We start from the raw sequence: 17434 nt of genomic DNA, 5'->3' as shown, positions 1-17434 counted from the left end.
TGGTTCGGCAAATCGCCGAATACATAACGGAAATGAATCGAAGCTGGCCGACCGATTCAAAACACTCATTGGACCGCAGTCACGCGATCGACGATTCTTCCGGCATGCTTACTCAACCTTATCAGCTCTATGTCGAACGCACCAATGTCGCGAAGAACATGGCCCGTTACTATGCGCTGGAGATATCGACGACATTATTCGGCGACGCGTGTCTTACCCGACGATGGGGCCGCATAGGCTTCAGCGGACAGACGATGGCGCATCATTTCGAGGACGAGAGGGAGGCCGTCAGGCTGTTTCTCGCGCTCACGCGGCAGAAGCGGGCAAAAGGCTACCGCCCTTGCCCCTTGCGAGGTAGGGCGCTCACATGAATTCCCATGGCGCCCGAGTTCACTACCCGAGATCTCGGGTAGTGACGTGTCCATAATGATTAAAGCGGTCTGACGTTTTCCGCCTTTGACTTGCCGGTCTTCCGGTCCTGGCCCAGATCGTAGGAGACGGATTGTCCCTCTCTGAGCACGTTGCCGTATTGCAGGGCGGAGACGTGAACGAAAACGTCAGGCCCCCCGCTTTCCGGTGTAATGAAGCCAAAGCCCTTATCGGTGTTGAAAAACTTAACCGTGCCAGTCGGCATGAAATCCCCATGTCTTTGCAGTTGATCGCGGCGGCAACCTAGCGGGCATCTGCTGTCAGATCAAGCACATCTGCTGCAGTCGTCCTAAAGAGGCTGCAATAAAAAATGCAATTCTTTGAGCTTGGACCGCTGTTTAATCCTCAAATGCCTTCGCGAAAGACGAGGGGGCGGGATCGCTGGAAGATCATTGGTAGCGGCCAGCAGGCTGGATCTGGTCTCAGCGCATGAGCGATAGCCGTGCCCTCTATGACTCAAGATTGGCGGCATTTATGAGTTATAGCGAGAGGGGTTTATCGGTTGCAGGATGCTTCCCCATGACTATCCCCCGAGGTATTCATGGTTCGATTGGGCATGCCGTCGCCAGGCATTCGCTGCGCTCGGGATGCACGGCACAGGCTATTCGCGGTCACTGGAATCTGATGCAAACTGTGATGGACTGGACGGCAAAAGGATCTATTCTTGAAGCCCGTCCTTCCAGTTGCGGAAGCGTAAATCAATCTGCCAACAAGCACGAGCTCCATCCATGACCAAAGGCTCCGATCTCCTGGTGGCCGCACTCGAAAACGAGGGTGTCGACCGTATCTTCGGGATTCCAGGCGAAGAAAATCTCGACGTCGTCGAGTCTATCCGCAAATCGTCGATCCAGCTGGTGCTGACCAGGCATGAGCAGGCGGCTGCGTTCATGGCCGCAACCTACGGCCGCCTGACGGGCAAGCCGGGCGTCTGCCTGACGACGCTCGGACCGGGTGCCCTGAACCTTTCGACGGGCGCGGCATATGCGCTGCTCGGCGCCATGCCGATGGTGATGATCACCGGCCAGAAAGGCATACTTTCGTCCCGGCAGGCCCGCTTCCAGGTGGTCGACGTGGTGGCGTCGATGAAGCCGCTCACCAAGCTTGCCAGGCAGATCGTCTCGCCGCAGATGATCCCGACGATGGTCAGGGAAGCCTTCCGGATCGCACAGGAGGAACGGCCGGGGCCGGTCCATCTCGAGCTTCCGGAGGACATCGCCGCCGAGGAATGCGAACCGGTCGCCTTGATCGCCCCGCATCAGCTGGAGCTGCCGATCGCCAGTGACGCGGCGCTCGATCGCGCAGCTGCGCTCATCATCGCGGCGAAACGCCCGTTGCTGATGCTAGGCGCCGCAGCCTCGCGCCCCCGCTCGACATCGGACATCGCACAATTCGTCATCCGCACCGGTATACCGTTCTTCACGACCCAGATGGGCAAGGGAACGGTCCCAGGCGGAACCGAGCTCTACATGGGCACTGCCGCTTTGTCGGAGCGGGACTACGTTCACGAAGCGATCGAACAGGCCGATCTCATCATCACCATTGGTCATGACACGATCGAGAAGCCGCCCTTCATCATGGGCAAGGGCGGTCCGAACGTCGTCCATGTCGGATATCAGCCGGCGACCGTCGAACAGGTCTATTTCCCGCAATCGGAAGTCATCGGCGACATCGGCCCATCGTTGAAGGCGCTGGCGGATCGGCTCGAAGGCAAGCTGCCGAATGCGCAGGCCCTTTTGCATCTGCGGGAACGCATCCTTAATCGCATTGCGGATCGAGCCACGGAGGATCGCTTCACGCCCCAGCGGCTGGTCCATGACATCCGTGAGATCATGCCGCATGACGGCATCCTGGCGCTGGACAACGGCATGTACAAGATCTGGTTTGCACGGAACTATCGGACGCGCATGGCGAACACCCTGCTGCTCGACAACGCCCTTGCAACGATGGGCGCCGGCCTCCCATCGGCCATGGTCGCCTCGATGCTCTATCCGGAACGGCGTGTCATGGCGGTCTGCGGGGATGGCGGCTTCATGATGAATTCCCAGGAGATCGAGACGGCCGTACGGCTGAAGCTCAACCTCGTCATTCTTGTGATCGAGGACGATGCCTATGGCATGATTCGCTGGAAACAGGCGGTGGATGAATTCCCGGACTTCGGAATGACGTTCGGCAACCCGGATTTCGTGAAATATGCACAATCCTATGGTGCCATGGGAACGAGGGTCGACGATATCAGCCAGTTCAAGCAAGCGCTCGAAAATGCCTTTGCCGGCGGTGGTGTTCATCTGGTGAACGTCCCCGTCGACTATTCGGAAAACGAACGTGTGCTGGTGAAGGAATTGCGCGAGCGGCTTCCCGCCATTCTGGAGGATCAAGATGACGCCTAACCTGAAGGTCTATCAGGCATTCGATCGCGAGCTGATTGCGGAAATCCCGACCGATGATGCCGCCTCTCTCGAGCACAAGCTCGACGTCGCCGCGAAAGCTTATGCCGATCGTGACGGCTGGTTGCCGGCGTATCGCAGGATGGCGATCCTCAGAAGAGTGTCCGAGCTCCTTGCGGAGAACCGCGATCGCTTTGCCCTCATGATCGCCCGCGAGGGCGGCAAGCCGCTGACGGATGCCATCATCGAGGTCACGCGCGGGATCGACGGTCTCGTCAATGCGGCGGACGAACTGCGCAATTTTGGCGGCAAGGAAATCCCGATGGGCCTGACAGCGGCCAGCGCCAACCGGTGGGCCTTCACCACCAAGGAGCCGATCGGCGTCGTGGCGGCAATATCGGCGTTCAACCACCCCCTCAATCTCATCATCCACCAGATTGCGCCGGCCGTGGCTGTCGGCTGCCCGGTCATCGTCAAGCCGGCCGCGACCACGCCGATCTCCTGCATCGAGATCGTCAAGCTGTTTTGGGAGGCGGGACTGGACGAACGCTGGTGCCAGACCTTTATCACCGAGGACAATGCGCTTGCCGAGAGCTTTGCCACAGATCAGCGTGTCGCTTTCCTGAGCTTCATCGGCTCGGCGAAAGTTGGCTGGTATCTAAAGAGCAAGCTGCCGCCAGGAACGCGATGCGCGCTGGAACACGGCGGAGCGGCTCCCGTCATCGTCGACCGCAGCGCAAAGGTCGACGCCATCGTCGGCACGATCGTCAAGGGCGGATATTATCACGCGGGGCAGGTCTGCGTGTCGGCGCAGCGCCTCTTCGTGCACAATGACATTCTCACAAGTTTCACGGAGGCGCTCGCCGCAAAGGTCGCAAGCCTCCGTGTCGGTGATCCCGCGCTGAAGGAGACGGAGGTCGGGCCGCTGATCCTGCCGCGCGAGACGGATCGCGTTGCAAGCTGGATCAAGGAAGCGACCGATGCCGGAGCAAGGCAATTCGGGGGAGGGCGATTGTCCGAGACCACGCTTCTGCCTTCTGTCCTGCTCGATCCGCCGGCGGACGCCAAGGTATCGCGCTTGGAGGTCTTCGGACCACTGACCTGTGTTTACGGCTATAGCGACGTTGACGAAGCGATCCGTATAGCCAACTCGCTGCCTTATGCGTTCCAGGCCAGCGTCTTTTCCTCCGACATAGCCGTCGCTCTCAAGGCCGCAAGGCATCTGGATGCGTCGGCGGTGCTTGTCAACGACCACACGGCTTTTCGAACCGACTGGATGCCTTTTGCCGGGCGGAGGCAGTCTGGGTATGGCGTCGGCGGCATTCCATGGACGATGGAAGAGATGGCCGACGACAAGATGGTGGTGTTCAACGGCGTCAGCTAGGCAGGCCCTGGCAAGCGTCATTCCGCCGACTATCCGGCGATGGTCTTGCCGCAATCGATCGAATGCTGCCTCGAGACAGCAGGATCGCGGTCAGTGTGACCGCGATCCCTGATTTTGAAGCCTGGCAATCCTTCAAGGACTGGATCAGGCTTAAAGATCAAAACTCTTCCCAGGATGCCGATGCGGCTGCGGTCCCACCGGAACCGCCGAATGCACCGGCGATTTTGGAGCGCAGCGCGCGCGCAGGCGAGGCGGCGGGGCTGGATCGTTCCGTGACTGCAGCCGGTCGCACATGGCTGCGGCCATTTTGCAGGTTGAACTGTCCGAGCAGCTCATTCAGGGCGGTTACCTCCTTGGCAAGACTGTAGCTTGCCGCGGTGGATTCCTCGACCATGGCGGCATTCTGTTGCGTTCCCTGGTCGATGCTGTTGACGGCCGTGTTGATCTCCTGCAGGCCGGTCGCCTGCTCGCGGGCGGCCTCGACGATCGCTCGCACGTTGCGGTCGATTTCTTCGACTTCCTTGACGATCTGCTGCAGCGATTGTCCCGTTCTCGTGACGAGATTGACGCCGCTGTCGACCTGCTGGCCCGATGTCGAAATCAGCGCCTTGATCTCCTTGGCGGCCGTGGCGGATCGTTGCGCCAGCTCGCGCACTTCCTGCGCGACGACGGCAAAGCCCTTGCCCGCTTCCCCCGCGCGCGCTGCCTCGACGCCCGCATTGAGAGCCAGCAGGTTCGTCTGGAAGGCTATATCGTCGATGACACCGATAATGTTGGAAATTTCGCCCGAGGATTTCGAGATTGCCTCCATTGCGGCAATCGCATCCTGCATGACTTCGCCGGACTTTTCGGCGCCGATGCGTGCGCGTCCGACCAGCGAGCTTGCTTCCTCCGCGCGCCGGGTGGAATCCTTGACGGTCGTGGTGATCTCCTCAAGCGCAGCCGCCGTCTCCTCGACGGAGGCCGCCTGCTGCTCGGTGCGCTTGGAGAGATCATCGGCCGCGGACCGGATCTGGCTGGCACCGGCGGCAATAGCCTGACCGCCCTGGCCAACGGAGCGCAGCGTCTCCTCCAGCTTCGCCATCGAGGCATTGAAATCTGCCCTCAGACGATCGAGGTGAGTGACGAAGGGCTGCTCGATGCGATAGACCAGATTGCCGTTCGAAAGCTCGGCCAGGCCGCCTGCCAGGCCATCGACGGCAAATTGCGTGTCTGCCGCATCCTTGGCCTTCTGCGCTTCGCGTTCAAGCCTTTCCCGTTCGGAAAGGCTACGATTGGCGCTGGCCTCCTGTTCCAGCCTGATGCGCTCGATGGCGTGATCGCGGAAGATGGAGACGGTCGCAGCCATCTGGCCGACTTCATCCTTGCGTTCGATCCCCGAAACCACTTCTTCAGTATGTCCCTCCGCAAGCGATACCATGCGGGCTCGCAATCGCTCGATCGGAGCGGAAATGCCGCGCGCAGAAACGAGAATGGCGATCACGATTGCGGCGGCAAAAAGAACGCCGAGCGCGATCAGGGCGTTCATGATCGTGCCGCTCGCATGCTCATCCAGCATATTGCTCTTGTCATTGATGTTCTTGTTGAACGTATCGAGCCATTGGCGAATCGCAACGACTTCGTCATCGATCATCGGGTCTGCCTGCTTCAAGAGCCTGGCGGCCGTATTGTTGTCATCGACCTGTCCGGCTTTCACGGCCTGGTCTGTAAGGACGAGGATATCGTCGGCTTTTGCTGCCAGCTTGTTGACTGCATCCGCATCGGAAGGGAGCAACTGTCTTACCGTCGAGAAGCGTTGGAGAAGAACCTTCTTGTTCTCCTCATACTGCTTCGAGAACGACGCCATTTCCGGATCTTTCGAGCTGTAGATCAGGATCTGATAGGCGTTATAGCTCAATCCGGTCAGGCGCTGGCTGGCTCTGGACATCTCCACCGCCGCCGTTTCATCCTTGGCAATGAAATTCGAGTAGGTGGCAACCGTGTCCTTATACTGGCTCGATACGACAAGGACACCTGCGATCCCGATCAGACAGATCGGAATGATGATGGAGAGCACCTTCGTGCGGATCTTGGCGTTCTGAAGAAATGACATGGCGGCTCGTTGATTTTTAGCGAGCTGGCTGCTGCCTACACGACGAAGACCGATATAGGTCGGCGATTACCTGCTCTGAAGACGGGGAACATTGCAGGCAAGGAGCATTCTGCTCGTCGCATTTGGCGCTGCAATGCTAAAGAAGCCAGACATGTCTAAGAAAATAATTAATGATCACCAGAATTGCATAATTTTAGTTAAATAATTCAAATACTTGGTAAGTAACCAAGAAATTGTATATTTCATGAGTATTTGCAAATCATCAGTAGCCGCTTGGCGGTAATGAAGTGCATCTGCTTGCATTATACCATGTAAAACGACAATGTTGTCATTGCTATACAATCTGTAATTGTCATAATTGCGTGGAAAGGCCAACAAACTGCAACCCTCGCCTACATTGGCGCGCGTGTCATGGCCGATGAACCAGGCAACCTTGGCGGCCATGACGCACAACAACGTCCCCGTGACGGATTTTCCATATCTCAGCCGGCGCATTTCCTGACCGCCGCGATGAGGTTGCCGTCGCCACGGATTTACAACCCGGCAGCTGAAAGCCCGAGCATTTTCGTTATCATAGGACGCCCGCCAATCTCTTCCTGCAGCCGTCACGCGAAACCCATCAAGCTCGCCACTTGCAGGATCAAGAGGGTTGCTGTTATGAAAATCTGTGCTCCTTGCCGGTCAGCGGCGTGGCGAACAAAGCCTCGCCAATCTGGATCGGCCGATCGCCGTCGGTGCGTGCGACAAGCGATGTCAGTTCGGGGACGTCCAGATGGACGACCGTGTCCGCGCCGAGCCGTTCGATGTGGCGCACGCGCCCTTGCCATTTGCCTTCCGTCGCGGAAAGCGCGATATGTTCCGGCCGGATTCCGTAGGTCGTGCATCCCTCCCTGGCGGCGACTTCGCCTTCAAACAGGTTCATCTTCGGCGATCCGATGAAGCCCGCGACGAAAGGCGTGGCCGGGTCGTGATAAAGGCTCATCGGCGTTCCGATCTGTTCGATCCGGCCACCGTTGAGCACGACGATCTTGTCTGCCATCGTCATTGCCTCGACCTGATCATGGGTGACATAGATCATCGTGGCTCCAAGTTTGGCATGGAGTTCGGTCAGTTCCATCCGCATCTGCGATCGCAAGGATGCGTCGAGATTGGAGAGAGGTTCGTCAAACAGGAAAACCTTTGGATTGCGAATAATTGCCCGGCCGATCGCGACACGTTGCCGTTGACCGCCGGAGAGCGCCTTCGGCTTCCGATCCAGCAGATGCGAGAGCTGGAGAATATCGGCAGTCTGCCGAACCTTTTCCTGAATCTCAGCCTTCGGGCGCCTGGCGAGCGAAAGGCCGAAGCCGATGTTCTCGCTGACCGTCAGATGCGGATAGAGCGCGTAGGATTGAAAAACCATCGCGATGCCGCGCGCCGAAGGCTCGGCGTCCGTTACGTCCTTGCCGTCGATGGAAATCTTGCCCGAAGTCGAGGTTTCCAATCCCGCGATCATGCGCAGAAGAGTGGACTTTCCACAGCCGGATGGGCCGACGAAGACGCAGAATTCCCCGGCTTCGACGGTCAGATCGACACCATTCATCACAGTCAAACTGCCGAAGTCCTTGCGGATGTTCTGAAGAACGACACTTGCCATGGTTCATCCTTTCACTGCGCCGGCCGTCATGCCCGCGACGATCTGCCTGTTGAAGAACACGAAGACGATGAGCGGCGGGATCGTCACCAATAGAATATTCATGAACAGAAGATTGTACTGCGTCTGAAACTGCCCCTGAAAATTGTAGAGCGTCAGCTGCACCGTTACGTTTTCCCTGCCAGGCAGGTAATAGAGAGGGTTCGTGAAGTCGTTGAAGATGGCGATCGACTGCACGACGATGATGGTCACGGTCACGGGCTGCAGCAATGGCAGCACGACGCGAAAGAAGATCTGCAGCGGCTTTGCTCCATCGATGATTGCTGCTTCGTCAAGATCGCGCGGAATTGTCGCGATGAAGCTACGGAACATGAGGACGGTAAAAGCAAGACCATAGGCAACTTGAATAAGTATCATTCCCGATATGGATTTGAACAGGCCGATCGACTGCAGAACCCAGATGGTCGGTACAACGGCAGGCGGGATCATGAGGCCGGCAAGAACACAACCATATATAATTCTATTCCAGCCGGATGGGCGGCGTTGCAAAATATAACCGACCATGGCACCAAGCAGAACAAGCAGCGAAACGGCGGCAACAGTGATGATGGTTGAATTGAAATATGCCAACAGAAGCATGTAATTGCGCGTTTGGATAACCTCGATGAAATTCTGCACCAGCTGCCATTCATGAGGCAGAGTGAAGGTCAATGACGCCGCTTCCTGTTTTGTCTTGGCAGCAGTTATGAAGATGAACAGGAAGGGCAAGACGAATATCAAGCCGCAGGCAGTCAGAGACGTAATGCCGATATAAAGTTGACGGCGGGTCAAAGGTCCACCTCCCTACGGTTAAACCAGGCAGTTATCGGTAGAATGATCGCGCCGATGAGGATGAGCAAGATGACATTTCCTGCTGTCGACAGACCGTAGAATCCGGCCTGATACTGCTTGTAGATGACGCTTGCCAGCACATCCGAGGAGAAGCCCGGGCCACCGCGCGTCATCGCCCAGATCAGGTCGAAGCTGCGCAATCCACCGATCAGCGACAGGGTCACGACGGTAATCGTTGCCGGTTTCACCAGCGGAACGGTGACGCGGAAAAACATCTGGCGACGTGTTGCACCATCGATCCTGGCGGCTTCATAATAATCGGGGCTGATCGAGGCGAGACCGGCGATATAGATGACGGTTGCCAGACCGATGCCCTTCCAGAGATCGACAAAGACTATCGAATAGAGCGCCAGTGCCGGGTCTGTCAGCCAGCCGGGTCCGTGGATGCCAATGGCAGCGAGCGTGACGTTGATCAGGCCGCGGGTCGGATGCATGAATACGGAAAACGTGATACCGACACCGATGGTCGATACGAGAACCGGAAAGAAGATCACGGTACGCAGCAAGCCCTGCGCCCAGATGCCTGAGGTCAAAAGGACTGCGAGCAGCAGACCCAGGATCGTCTTCGTAGCGGAAGTCATCACCGCATAGATGATCGTGTTGACCAGACCTTGGATCAGAAATGGTTCCCGGAAGAACTGGCGATAGTTGTCCAGGCCGATAAACTGGGTGGTAAAGAGATCCCAGCGCGTCAGGCTGAACCAGAAGGAAGCGACGGTCGGCACCAGAAAGAGAACCGTGAATATCACGGCTGCCGGCAGAACGAACCAATAGGGATAGGGTGATTTGCGTGTGGCCATGGAGCTACCTTGGACCCCCACCCGGACCGATGCCGGGCGGGGGATCGGCTGGGAGGTTACCAGTTGGGCAGCCCAAGTTGCTTGGCCTGCTTTTCGACATCCTGATCATAGAGAGCCGCGGCGTCCTTGGCGGAGCGGATTCCTGTCCCGACCTCGACGGTGATCTGCTCGAGGGCCGGCCCTTTGATCGGCGACAGGAATTCCAATGCCGGAGTTGCGTGCCCTTCCGTCTCGAAATACGGCAGCATGTCGGAGACGACCGGCGGAATGTCCTTCGGCAACTCGCATCCCCTCACGAGATAGGGGCCTGAAGGAACGGCCTTTGCCATCAGCTCGCAGGCCTCCTTGGAGCCGACCCAGTCGACGAATTTCTTGGCCTCTTCGACATGCTCCGATTTCGCGGAGACATAGAGTGCGGCCGGCATCCAGACGGTCAGGCCGTTCTTGGCGGCATCTGTTCCGGGAAGCGCAAAGAAACCGAGATCTTTCAGATTGTCGGGAAAGTTCTGCTGTATGTTTCCGATGCCGAAAGTGAGATTTGGATAGTGAGCGGCTTCGCCGGTGGCGACCATGCGCATGCCGTCGTCGAAGCTCGCCGCGCCGAAATCGGCGTTGAAAAATCCGCCCTTGGCGACCTCTTCCAGATGTTCGAACCCTCGCAAGGCAGCGGGTGTATTGGCGTATTTCTGCTTGTTGGCGGTGTAGTTGGCGGCAAAATCGGGGATCTCGGCCTGGACATTGTGGAAATCGGCAAGCACGAAAAGCTGTGACGTCCAGGTCGTGCCGTAGGTCTGGGCGATCGCCACCTTGCCGGCCGCCTTGATCTTCTGATTGTTGGCCATGAATTCTGCCCAGGTCTTGGGTGGCGTAAGGCCGAGCTCGGCATAGATCTTGCGGTTATAGAAGATGCCGCCACCCATGGCCGGGCCGAATGGGATGCCACGAACATGGCCGTCGGGGCTCGTGACGACCTTCTTGAAACTGTCGAGAATTCCGGCTTCCGAAGAAAGATCATTCAGATCAGCCATCGTCTGCTCCGGCTTCAGGGCCTGAAACAGCGATCCGGCATTATATTGAAAAACATCGGCCATTTCGCCTGTCGCAAGACGAGTCTTGATGATGTTGTCGCCTTCCGATCCACCGGCGCGCTGTTCGACGTCGAAGCTCACATCCGGATGCTTTTCCATATAGGCCTTGGAGACGGCATCGAATGACGCGATGGATTCGGGGTTGGTGTCAATCAGGACGCTGAGCGTCACGTCGGCATGCGCGACGCCCGTTGCCAGCGACATTGAAATTGCGGCAAGGACGCACTTCATCATTCTCATAGTCATTTCCTCCTCCTGAAGACCGGAATGAATTGAGCTGCCTGCTTGCGGGATAAGGGGCCGCAAGCCTTCGTATCAGATGGCAAAGGTGATCGTGTGTTCCCCCTTACCCAGTTTGAGTTCCCTGCCTGGTTCGATCTCGGCGCCATCCACCCTCAGCGACTGTCGATCCTGTCTTGCCTCCAGGCGGGCCGTTATGCCTTCCGGCAGCGACAGACGGCATGTGACGGTTTCTCCATTCACCGTCCAGCCTGTCTCGATGCGTCCGAACCGTGTGTCATGCCAGGCTGAAACCGGCGACAATGCCGACAGGATGGTCGGATCGAATGAGATTTCTTCGAAGCCCGGAGCTTCCTCCAGCGGCTTGATCCCGGCGACATCCTCGAAAAGCCATTGGCATACGGCGCCATAGGCATAGTGATTGTAGCTGTTCATGTCAGGATCGTAGATCGTGCCGTCTTCAGCAAGCGCATCCCATCGCTCCCATATCGACGTCGCGCCTTGATCAACCTGGTATAGCCAGCCTGGAACCTTGCGATTGAGAAACATCTTTTCGGCAAGGTCATGCATTCCGAGCCGCGTGAAAGCCGGAAGCAGCGCGGGGGTCCCTATGAAACCCGTGCCAATGACGCCGTCGGTTTCTTCGGACACGCGCCGGAAATAGGCGCGGGCGGCCTTCTCATGCTCCGGCGGAACAAGGCCATATAGGAAGGCCAGCGCCCATGATGTCTGATCATTGTGGGCGATGCGGCCGGATGGCGTAAAGAACTCGGTCTTGAAGGCGTCCCGGATCTCCTCTTTCCGGATTTCCAGACGTTCAGCCTCCCGATCTTCGCCGAGAATGCGGGCGATCTTTGCTGCCAGCTGCGTCGAAATGAAATGATAGAGGGTTGCCGCGCAGTCATCAGCCACTGTCGGGCGTGGCTTGCGATTGTCACCAACGGGCTGCAGCCAATCGCCGAAAGTAAAGCCGGGCGCTCCCCAGACGGCTGGCGGGCGGATAATCGGCCCGTTCGAAATGCTCCACAAATAGTCGAGCCAGCGCAGCATAGCCGGGAAGCATTCTCTGAGCACGGCGGCGTCGCCATAATGGAGGTAAAGCTGCCAGGGGATGATGACGATGGCATCTCCCCAGCCGGTCGAGCCCGCCCAGTCGCCACGACCGTCGATCGGATGAAGGCGTGTCGGGTCCGGCGAGAAATGCGAGACTGCTCCATCGGCGCGTTGGTCGTGCATGACATCGCGGAGGAATTTCCTGAGGAAGGATTGGCTGTCCGCCAGCCAGCAGGCCGTCCCGGCGAAGACCTGTGCATCACCGGTCCAGCCCAGTCGTTCATCGCGCTGCGGGCAGTCTGTCGGCACCTCGATGAAATTGGAGCGCTGAGACCAGATGGTGTTTTCGACCAGGCGATTGACTGCGGCGACGCCGCAGTTGAAACCGCCGGCGACCACGGGAACGGACGATATCGGGACCATGGCAATGCTGACCAGTTCCGCCTGGCCGGTGATGCTGACGCGCGCATAGCGGAAGCCCATGAAGGTGAAGAGCGGCGCGTAGACCTCTTCTCCTTCTCCGGCGAGCGTATAGATCAGCTCGGCGCGTGCGCTGCGATAGTTGCGATTGTCGAAAAATCGCTCGGGGCCGAGCACTTCGGAATGTTCGATGCGAAGCTTGGCACCTTTCTCACCTCTGACACGGATGCGGACATAGGCGCCGGCATTCTGGCCAAAATCATAGACGCTGCTGCCGCCATCCTCGATCCAGCTGTCGATCGGTGTGTGCTCGGGGAGTTCCTTGACGGGGTTCGTCTCGTGCGGAACGAGCAATCCCCTGTTAAAGGCCAAAAGCTCGACGCCATGGCTGTCGCGCGGCGCAACGCGGGCGTCGTAATCCTCTCCATAATAAATGCCGTTGCGACTGACTGGCGTGAAACCGCTCTTCCAGCTGTCGTCGGTCTTCAAGAGCAGCCGGTCGTCGGCATTCAGCTCCGCAATCGCCGCCACCCGTTCGCCCCAGCAATTGAAAACCGGGTTAAGCGCCCACATCAGCTGACTGCGGTACCATCCGTCCCCGAGCCAGATCTCGATGCGGTTCTCTCCAGTGCGCAGATGCGCGGTAACGTCATAGGTCTGGTATGCGATCCGATCGTCATAACAAGTCCAGCCCGGCGTGAGCAGATCGTCGCCCACGCGCCTGCCGTTGATGAAGGCGCGATAGAGCCCCAGCGCGGAAATGCGCAGCGTCGCTTCGGTTGGCAATTTTTCCAGCGTGAATTGCCGGGAGACGAATGTTCCCGCGGTTCCCTGACCGGCATCGCAAGCGGGCGCGATCATCGATGCAGCAAATTGGAATGCGGAATCGACATGGGTCTTGGCCACGGCGGCGCCGTGGTCTGAGCGAATTGTCATTGCATGCCTCCTCAGCCGCCTGTCCTCCGGCGGGATACGATTTTGTGTATCGTTCTATGTATATCATTCTACACAATCGATTGCAGCGCAAGAGTTTTGTGCCTATAATTTGGCGAGATCGGGGATTGAGACGCTTTATGATGAAAAATCAGACTGTTAACGTGGCGCAGGAGAGGGTGACCATCCGGCATGTGGCAGAAGATGCGGGCGTATCCGTAGCGGCGGTGTCGAAGGTCTTGCGCAATGCTTATGGCGTCAGCGGCAGCCTGAGAGGCAAGGTGGAAGCCTCGATCGAAAAACTCAATTACCGTCCATCGGTTGCCGCGCGTGCGATGCGTGGGCGGACGCAGACGGTTGGCGTTCTGGTGATCGAGCTGTCGAATCCGTTCCTTCCGGGCGTCATTGAAGAGGCCAATGCCGCGCTGTCGGAAAATGGCTTCAAGGCATTGATCGGCATTGGCCGCTCGGCAAGCTCGATCGAAGCGTCAATGATCGAATCGATGATCGACAACCGGATGGATGGCGTCGTCATCATTGCCCCGCGCATATCCGGCAAGGTTTTGGAGCGCTATGCTCGGCAGATTCCGATTGTCGTCATCGCGCATCACGAGCCGCATGCCGAGACCTATGACACCGTCAATTCGGACGATCGACGGGGTGGATATCTGGCCGTCGAGGCGGCCCTGCGCGCTGGCTATCAGGATATCGCCATGCTCAGCTACGATCTCTTGGATTCGCCGGCGACTATCGTCGCCGTGCAGCGCGAGGAGGGCTACCTCGACGCCATGAAGCAGGCCGGGCTCAAGGGGCGTATTATCCGGCTACCACCTGTTGCCGTCGACCGCCAGCAGGCGATCCGGAATTTTCTCGATGCGAAGGACCGTCCTCGTGCGGTTTTCGTGTGGTCCGATCTCGATGCCGTACCCTTGATCAATGCAGCGCGGACACGTGCAATTCGGGTGCCTGAAGATCTTGCCATCATCGGCTATGACAATTCTCCGATGGCCGCCATACCGCTTGTCGGTCTGACGAGCGTCGATCAGAATCAGATGCAGCTTGGGCGGACGGCTGCGGAAGTTCTGCTCAGCAGGATTGACGGCCGGCGTGACGCGAGGCATCTGTTGATCGAACCCCACGTGGAATTGCGCGGCAGTACCTGACGCGTGATCCGGACGAAAAGGCAGAGAGGCGGGCTCTGGGCGCGTCCGGCTCTCTTGTTTCAGCGCGGGCACAGCCGGATTTTTGTTCCGACTGGATGGCTAGGTGATGTTTGCAAAGGCAGACCGGCAACATGCCGTACCGGCAATCGAGCCGAAGATTTTCTCTTGAGTCCAATTGCCGGTTTGTCTGACGGTCTTGGCCGGCACCGCTTACTGTTCCTGGCCTTTATCAACCAAAGGCAGCCACGGAGGATTTGATATTGATGCTGCCGTCGTGGCTTCGGCGCATTTGCCGGCCTGACCCCGGAACGATATCGAAGGACGAATGCCGAGTGGACCAATCACGTCCCCGAGCCAAACATGTCAATTTTCTTCTACATCGTTTTTTCGGCTCCTTATTGTCATCCCGTGTTGCCTACACTAATGATTATAGATCGGCAGATATCGGCGATCCCTCCGCTGCATTGCTCTTGGCCGGCAGCTTCTTGCGGACCGCAAACAACAGGAGAAGCTGATATTGGAGCTCTCGTCATTTCAGAGCGATATCGATGCAATGGCACGCCATATCTCGAGACCTCGCAGTCGCCCGCACCGTTGGGCACGTCCAGGTCGCCGCACATCACAGGCCCTATACCTATGGGCGCTAATCGTTGCAGCAGGCATGTTGCCTTGTCCCCAAAGCTTTGCCGCTGTCTCTGCTCTTTGCGCCGAGGCGTCGGATCAGACAGCTAAGACCCTCTGCGCCGCCGATAAGCTGAAGACTGCGGAAAGCGCCCTGGATCAGGCCTATGCAGCTCTCGACGCCAGGCTCGAACCACTTGGCAAGCGCAATCTGAAGCTTGCGCAAGAGGCATGGCTCAAATTTCGTGACCTCGAATGCAACCTGGAAACTGGAAGCGATCCGGATCGCCTCGGCCGAGAGGGCACGATCATGTCGATGCTGCTCGGCGAGTGCGCGACCGCACTCACCGAGCAGCGGACCCGCGATCTGACCGAGCAGCTCAAGTGCCCAGGCGGCGATCTGTCCTGTAAACCGTGATCGCGACAGCCGGATCATCACCGAGACGGTTTCGGGCGGCACCGCCATCGCACAACGCCTCGGCTTTTCCCGGCTCATGGACAGGCTGAGTCCGAGGATATTTTGATCGTGACCAAGCTCGATCGGCTCGGCCGTGACGCCATCGATGTCAGCACAACCGTCAAGGCTCTCGCCGAAATGGGCGTCAGGGTCTACCGTCTGGCGCTCGGCGGCGCCGATCTCACCAGCTCGTCCGGCACGATGACCATGCAGGTGCTTAATGCGGTAGCTCAGTTCGAGCGAGATTTACTGATCGAGCGAAGCCAATCCGGCCTCAGGCGCGCAAAATCAGAAGGTAGGACGCTCGGCCGGCCGTCGAAACTCAGCCAAGAACAGAAACAGGATGTGCGCAATGATCTCGCGAAGGGCATCAGCGGGTATGCCAGGAAATTCGCGACCAGTCGACAAACTGTTATGCGGGTCCGAGACGAGAGCTCACGGCCTGCCCCAGCTTAGCGTACGCGGCCTTTATCAACCAAAGACAGCCACGGCGGATTTGATATTGATGCCGCCGTCGTGGCTTCGGCGTCTTTTCCGTTTTTGCCTGCCCTTGCGGCCTCGCCCCGGTGGCGGCCCATCAGGCTGCTTTCTTGGCCTTCCACCAAGATAGAAATGGTCAACTTCCACCGTGCCATCGAGCATGTGCTCGCGCGCTACCATGAGGCGCAGCGCATGACCGATCCGCCAGGCGGTCGGTTGGCTCACCCCGAGTGTCTCGGCGAGACGGATCGAGGACAAGCCTTTGTCCAATTGCAGCAACAGCCACATCGCCTTAAGCCATGTGCGCAAGGGAAGTTTCGTGGCATGCAGAGATGTGTGCGTTGTCACCGTGAACTGGAAACGGCAATCACTGCTGGAGCATTGATAGAGACCCGGACGCGCACGGTGCTTGCGTACGTCCCGGCCAGCTATCGCGATCGAGTGTTTGTAACCACAGGCCGGGCAGATCCTACCATTCGGCCACACCATGCCCTCCAGCAAACGACAGCAATGCTCTTCGTCTCGGAATGCAGCAATCATGTCTTCAGCTGTTCGAAGATTGGAAAGCGTTGCCACTATCATTTCAGACATAATCGTCACCTCCGGAGTGGACCGAAGAATCGCACCGAATATCCTATATTAAAAGGAATTTACTGTCTTTGGTTGATAAAGGCCCTGTTCGTTCTTTCAGAACTTATAGCTTGCGCCAACAAGAACCTTGTTCTGAGTGGCGCCGAAGTCCCCGATCGCCGATCCGAAATCCTTGTTTCCGAAGTCGGAATAACGGTATTCGCCGCGAACGATCACATTATCCGTGAGGGCGTGCTCGATGCCGCCGCCGGCCGTCCAGCCGATCAGAATATCGTCCTTTTTCCCGACGCCAGAAACGTCAACCTTGCCGCCGGCAGCAGCGACACCGGCTGTCGCGAAGAGCAGCGTCCGGTCCAGGGCGTAACCGACGCGAGCGCGGCCCGACGCGTCCCATTCGAGATCTGCTTCCTTCTTGTCCTTGAAATTGTAGTTGAAGTCGTTTTCGATGCCATAAACGATATTGCCGGATTGGAAATTATATCCGGCATGAACGCCGGCCGTGCCGTTGTCGAGATTGCGGTCGGCGCCCAGAACGGTCCCCTTGTTCCAGACATAACCGCCCTGTCCACCGAGATAGAAGCCGGACCAGTCATAGGCTGAAGACCCCTGTTCGGCGACCGGCGCGGAATGCTCGTAGGTGAGATCGGCGGCGAGAGCCGGGACGGCCAGGAATGACGCCAGGGCGCCGACGACGAAAAGCTTGATATGCATAATGGCAGTGCCTCATGTGTTTGCACCAACGGAAAGGCGTTCGCGTGTCGCATCGGCCCGGCTC

General features: G+C 58.2%; 14 protein-coding genes and 2 pseudogenes. 6 read left to right on the top strand and 10 right to left on the bottom strand.

Annotated elements, in window-relative coordinates; translation table 11 throughout:
• The first annotated feature begins 104 nt into the window (after positions 1-104).
• Positions 105-371 (top strand): WGR domain-containing protein, encoded by a 267-nt coding sequence (locus GA0061100_RS22360; RefSeq protein WP_143525506.1) that lies wholly within the window; start codon positions 105-107, stop codon positions 369-371.
• A gap of 59 nt (positions 372-430) precedes the next feature.
• Here GA0061100_RS22360 and GA0061100_RS22355 read toward each other — a convergent pair whose 3' ends face one another.
• Positions 431-634: a cold-shock protein gene (locus GA0061100_RS22355; RefSeq protein WP_047631453.1), complete on the bottom strand. Its 204-nt coding sequence runs from the start codon at positions 632-634 to the stop codon at positions 431-433.
• Positions 635-1157: 523 nt separating this feature from the next.
• Between GA0061100_RS22355 and GA0061100_RS22350 the strand changes: the two genes are divergently transcribed.
• Complete coding sequence (locus tag GA0061100_RS22350) at positions 1158-2816, top strand: acetolactate synthase large subunit (protein WP_075854943.1); 1659 nt, start codon at positions 1158-1160, stop codon at positions 2814-2816.
• Positions 2806-4197, top strand: coding sequence for an aldehyde dehydrogenase family protein (locus GA0061100_RS22345; protein ID WP_075854942.1), 1392 nt, complete (start codon positions 2806-2808; stop codon positions 4195-4197). Before GA0061100_RS22350 ends, GA0061100_RS22345 begins: the two co-directional genes overlap by 11 nt.
• Positions 4198-4354: 157 nt before the next feature.
• On the opposite strand, the gene GA0061100_RS22340 is transcribed toward GA0061100_RS22345, so the two are convergent.
• The 7 genes from GA0061100_RS22340 to GA0061100_RS22310 form a co-directional block, all read right to left on the bottom strand.
• On the bottom strand, positions 4355-6289 hold the full coding sequence (locus GA0061100_RS22340) for a methyl-accepting chemotaxis protein (RefSeq protein WP_075854941.1): 1935 nt from the start codon (positions 6287-6289) through the stop codon (positions 4355-4357).
• Positions 6290-6463: 174 nt separating this feature from the next.
• Positions 6464-6898 carry a hypothetical protein gene (locus GA0061100_RS34450; RefSeq protein WP_143525505.1) on the bottom strand — a complete coding sequence of 145 codons (435 nt, stop codon included), beginning with the start codon at positions 6896-6898 and terminating at the stop codon, positions 6464-6466.
• 46 nt (positions 6899-6944) lie between these two features.
• On the bottom strand, positions 6945-7925 hold the full coding sequence (locus tag GA0061100_RS22330; protein ID WP_075854939.1) for an ABC transporter ATP-binding protein: 981 nt from the start codon (positions 7923-7925) through the stop codon (positions 6945-6947).
• Positions 7926-7928: 3 nt separating this feature from the next.
• Positions 7929-8753, bottom strand: coding sequence for a carbohydrate ABC transporter permease (locus GA0061100_RS22325; RefSeq protein WP_075854938.1), 825 nt, complete (start codon positions 8751-8753; stop codon positions 7929-7931).
• Positions 8750-9613, bottom strand: coding sequence for a carbohydrate ABC transporter permease (locus tag GA0061100_RS22320; RefSeq protein ID WP_075854937.1), 864 nt, complete (start codon positions 9611-9613; stop codon positions 8750-8752). The genes GA0061100_RS22325 and GA0061100_RS22320 overlap by 4 nt, the downstream gene beginning before the upstream one ends.
• A 56-nt stretch (positions 9614-9669) precedes the next feature.
• Positions 9670-10941 (bottom strand): ABC transporter substrate-binding protein, encoded by a 1272-nt coding sequence (locus GA0061100_RS22315; RefSeq protein ID WP_075854936.1) that lies wholly within the window; start codon positions 10939-10941, stop codon positions 9670-9672.
• Positions 10942-11016: 75 nt separating this feature from the next.
• Positions 11017-13350 (bottom strand): alpha-L-rhamnosidase, encoded by a 2334-nt coding sequence (locus GA0061100_RS22310; protein WP_083961421.1) that lies wholly within the window; start codon positions 13348-13350, stop codon positions 11017-11019.
• A gap of 140 nt (positions 13351-13490) precedes the next feature.
• On the opposite strand from GA0061100_RS22310, the gene GA0061100_RS22305 reads away from it, so the two are divergent.
• The 3 genes and pseudogenes from GA0061100_RS22305 to GA0061100_RS22295 form a co-directional block, all read left to right on the top strand.
• Positions 13491-14510, top strand: coding sequence for a LacI family DNA-binding transcriptional regulator (locus GA0061100_RS22305; protein ID WP_075855114.1), 1020 nt, complete (start codon positions 13491-13493; stop codon positions 14508-14510).
• A gap of 661 nt (positions 14511-15171) precedes the next feature.
• Positions 15172-15549 (top strand): lysozyme inhibitor LprI family protein, encoded by a 378-nt coding sequence (locus tag GA0061100_RS22300; RefSeq protein ID WP_075854935.1) that lies wholly within the window; start codon positions 15172-15174, stop codon positions 15547-15549.
• Between the two features lie 10 nt (positions 15550-15559).
• Positions 15560-16044, top strand: a pseudogene (locus GA0061100_RS22295) (recombinase family protein); the annotation flags it as partial.
• A gap of 90 nt (positions 16045-16134) precedes the next feature.
• Here GA0061100_RS22295 and GA0061100_RS22290 read toward each other — a convergent pair.
• Together GA0061100_RS22290 and GA0061100_RS22285 are read right to left on the bottom strand one after the other, a co-directional pair.
• Positions 16135-16659: pseudogene (locus tag GA0061100_RS22290) on the bottom strand (IS1595 family transposase); the annotation flags it as partial.
• A gap of 96 nt (positions 16660-16755) precedes the next feature.
• Positions 16756-17370, bottom strand: coding sequence for an outer membrane protein (locus GA0061100_RS22285; RefSeq protein ID WP_075854934.1), 615 nt, complete (start codon positions 17368-17370; stop codon positions 16756-16758).
• Between the last annotated feature and the right edge of the window lie 64 nt (positions 17371-17434).

Origin of the sequence: Martinezella hainanensis (genome assembly GCF_900094555.1) — a bacterium.
GTDB classification, from domain to species: Bacteria; Pseudomonadota; Alphaproteobacteria; order Rhizobiales; family Rhizobiaceae; genus Rhizobium; species Rhizobium hainanense.
This window is presented reverse-complemented; position numbering and strand designations above follow the sequence as displayed.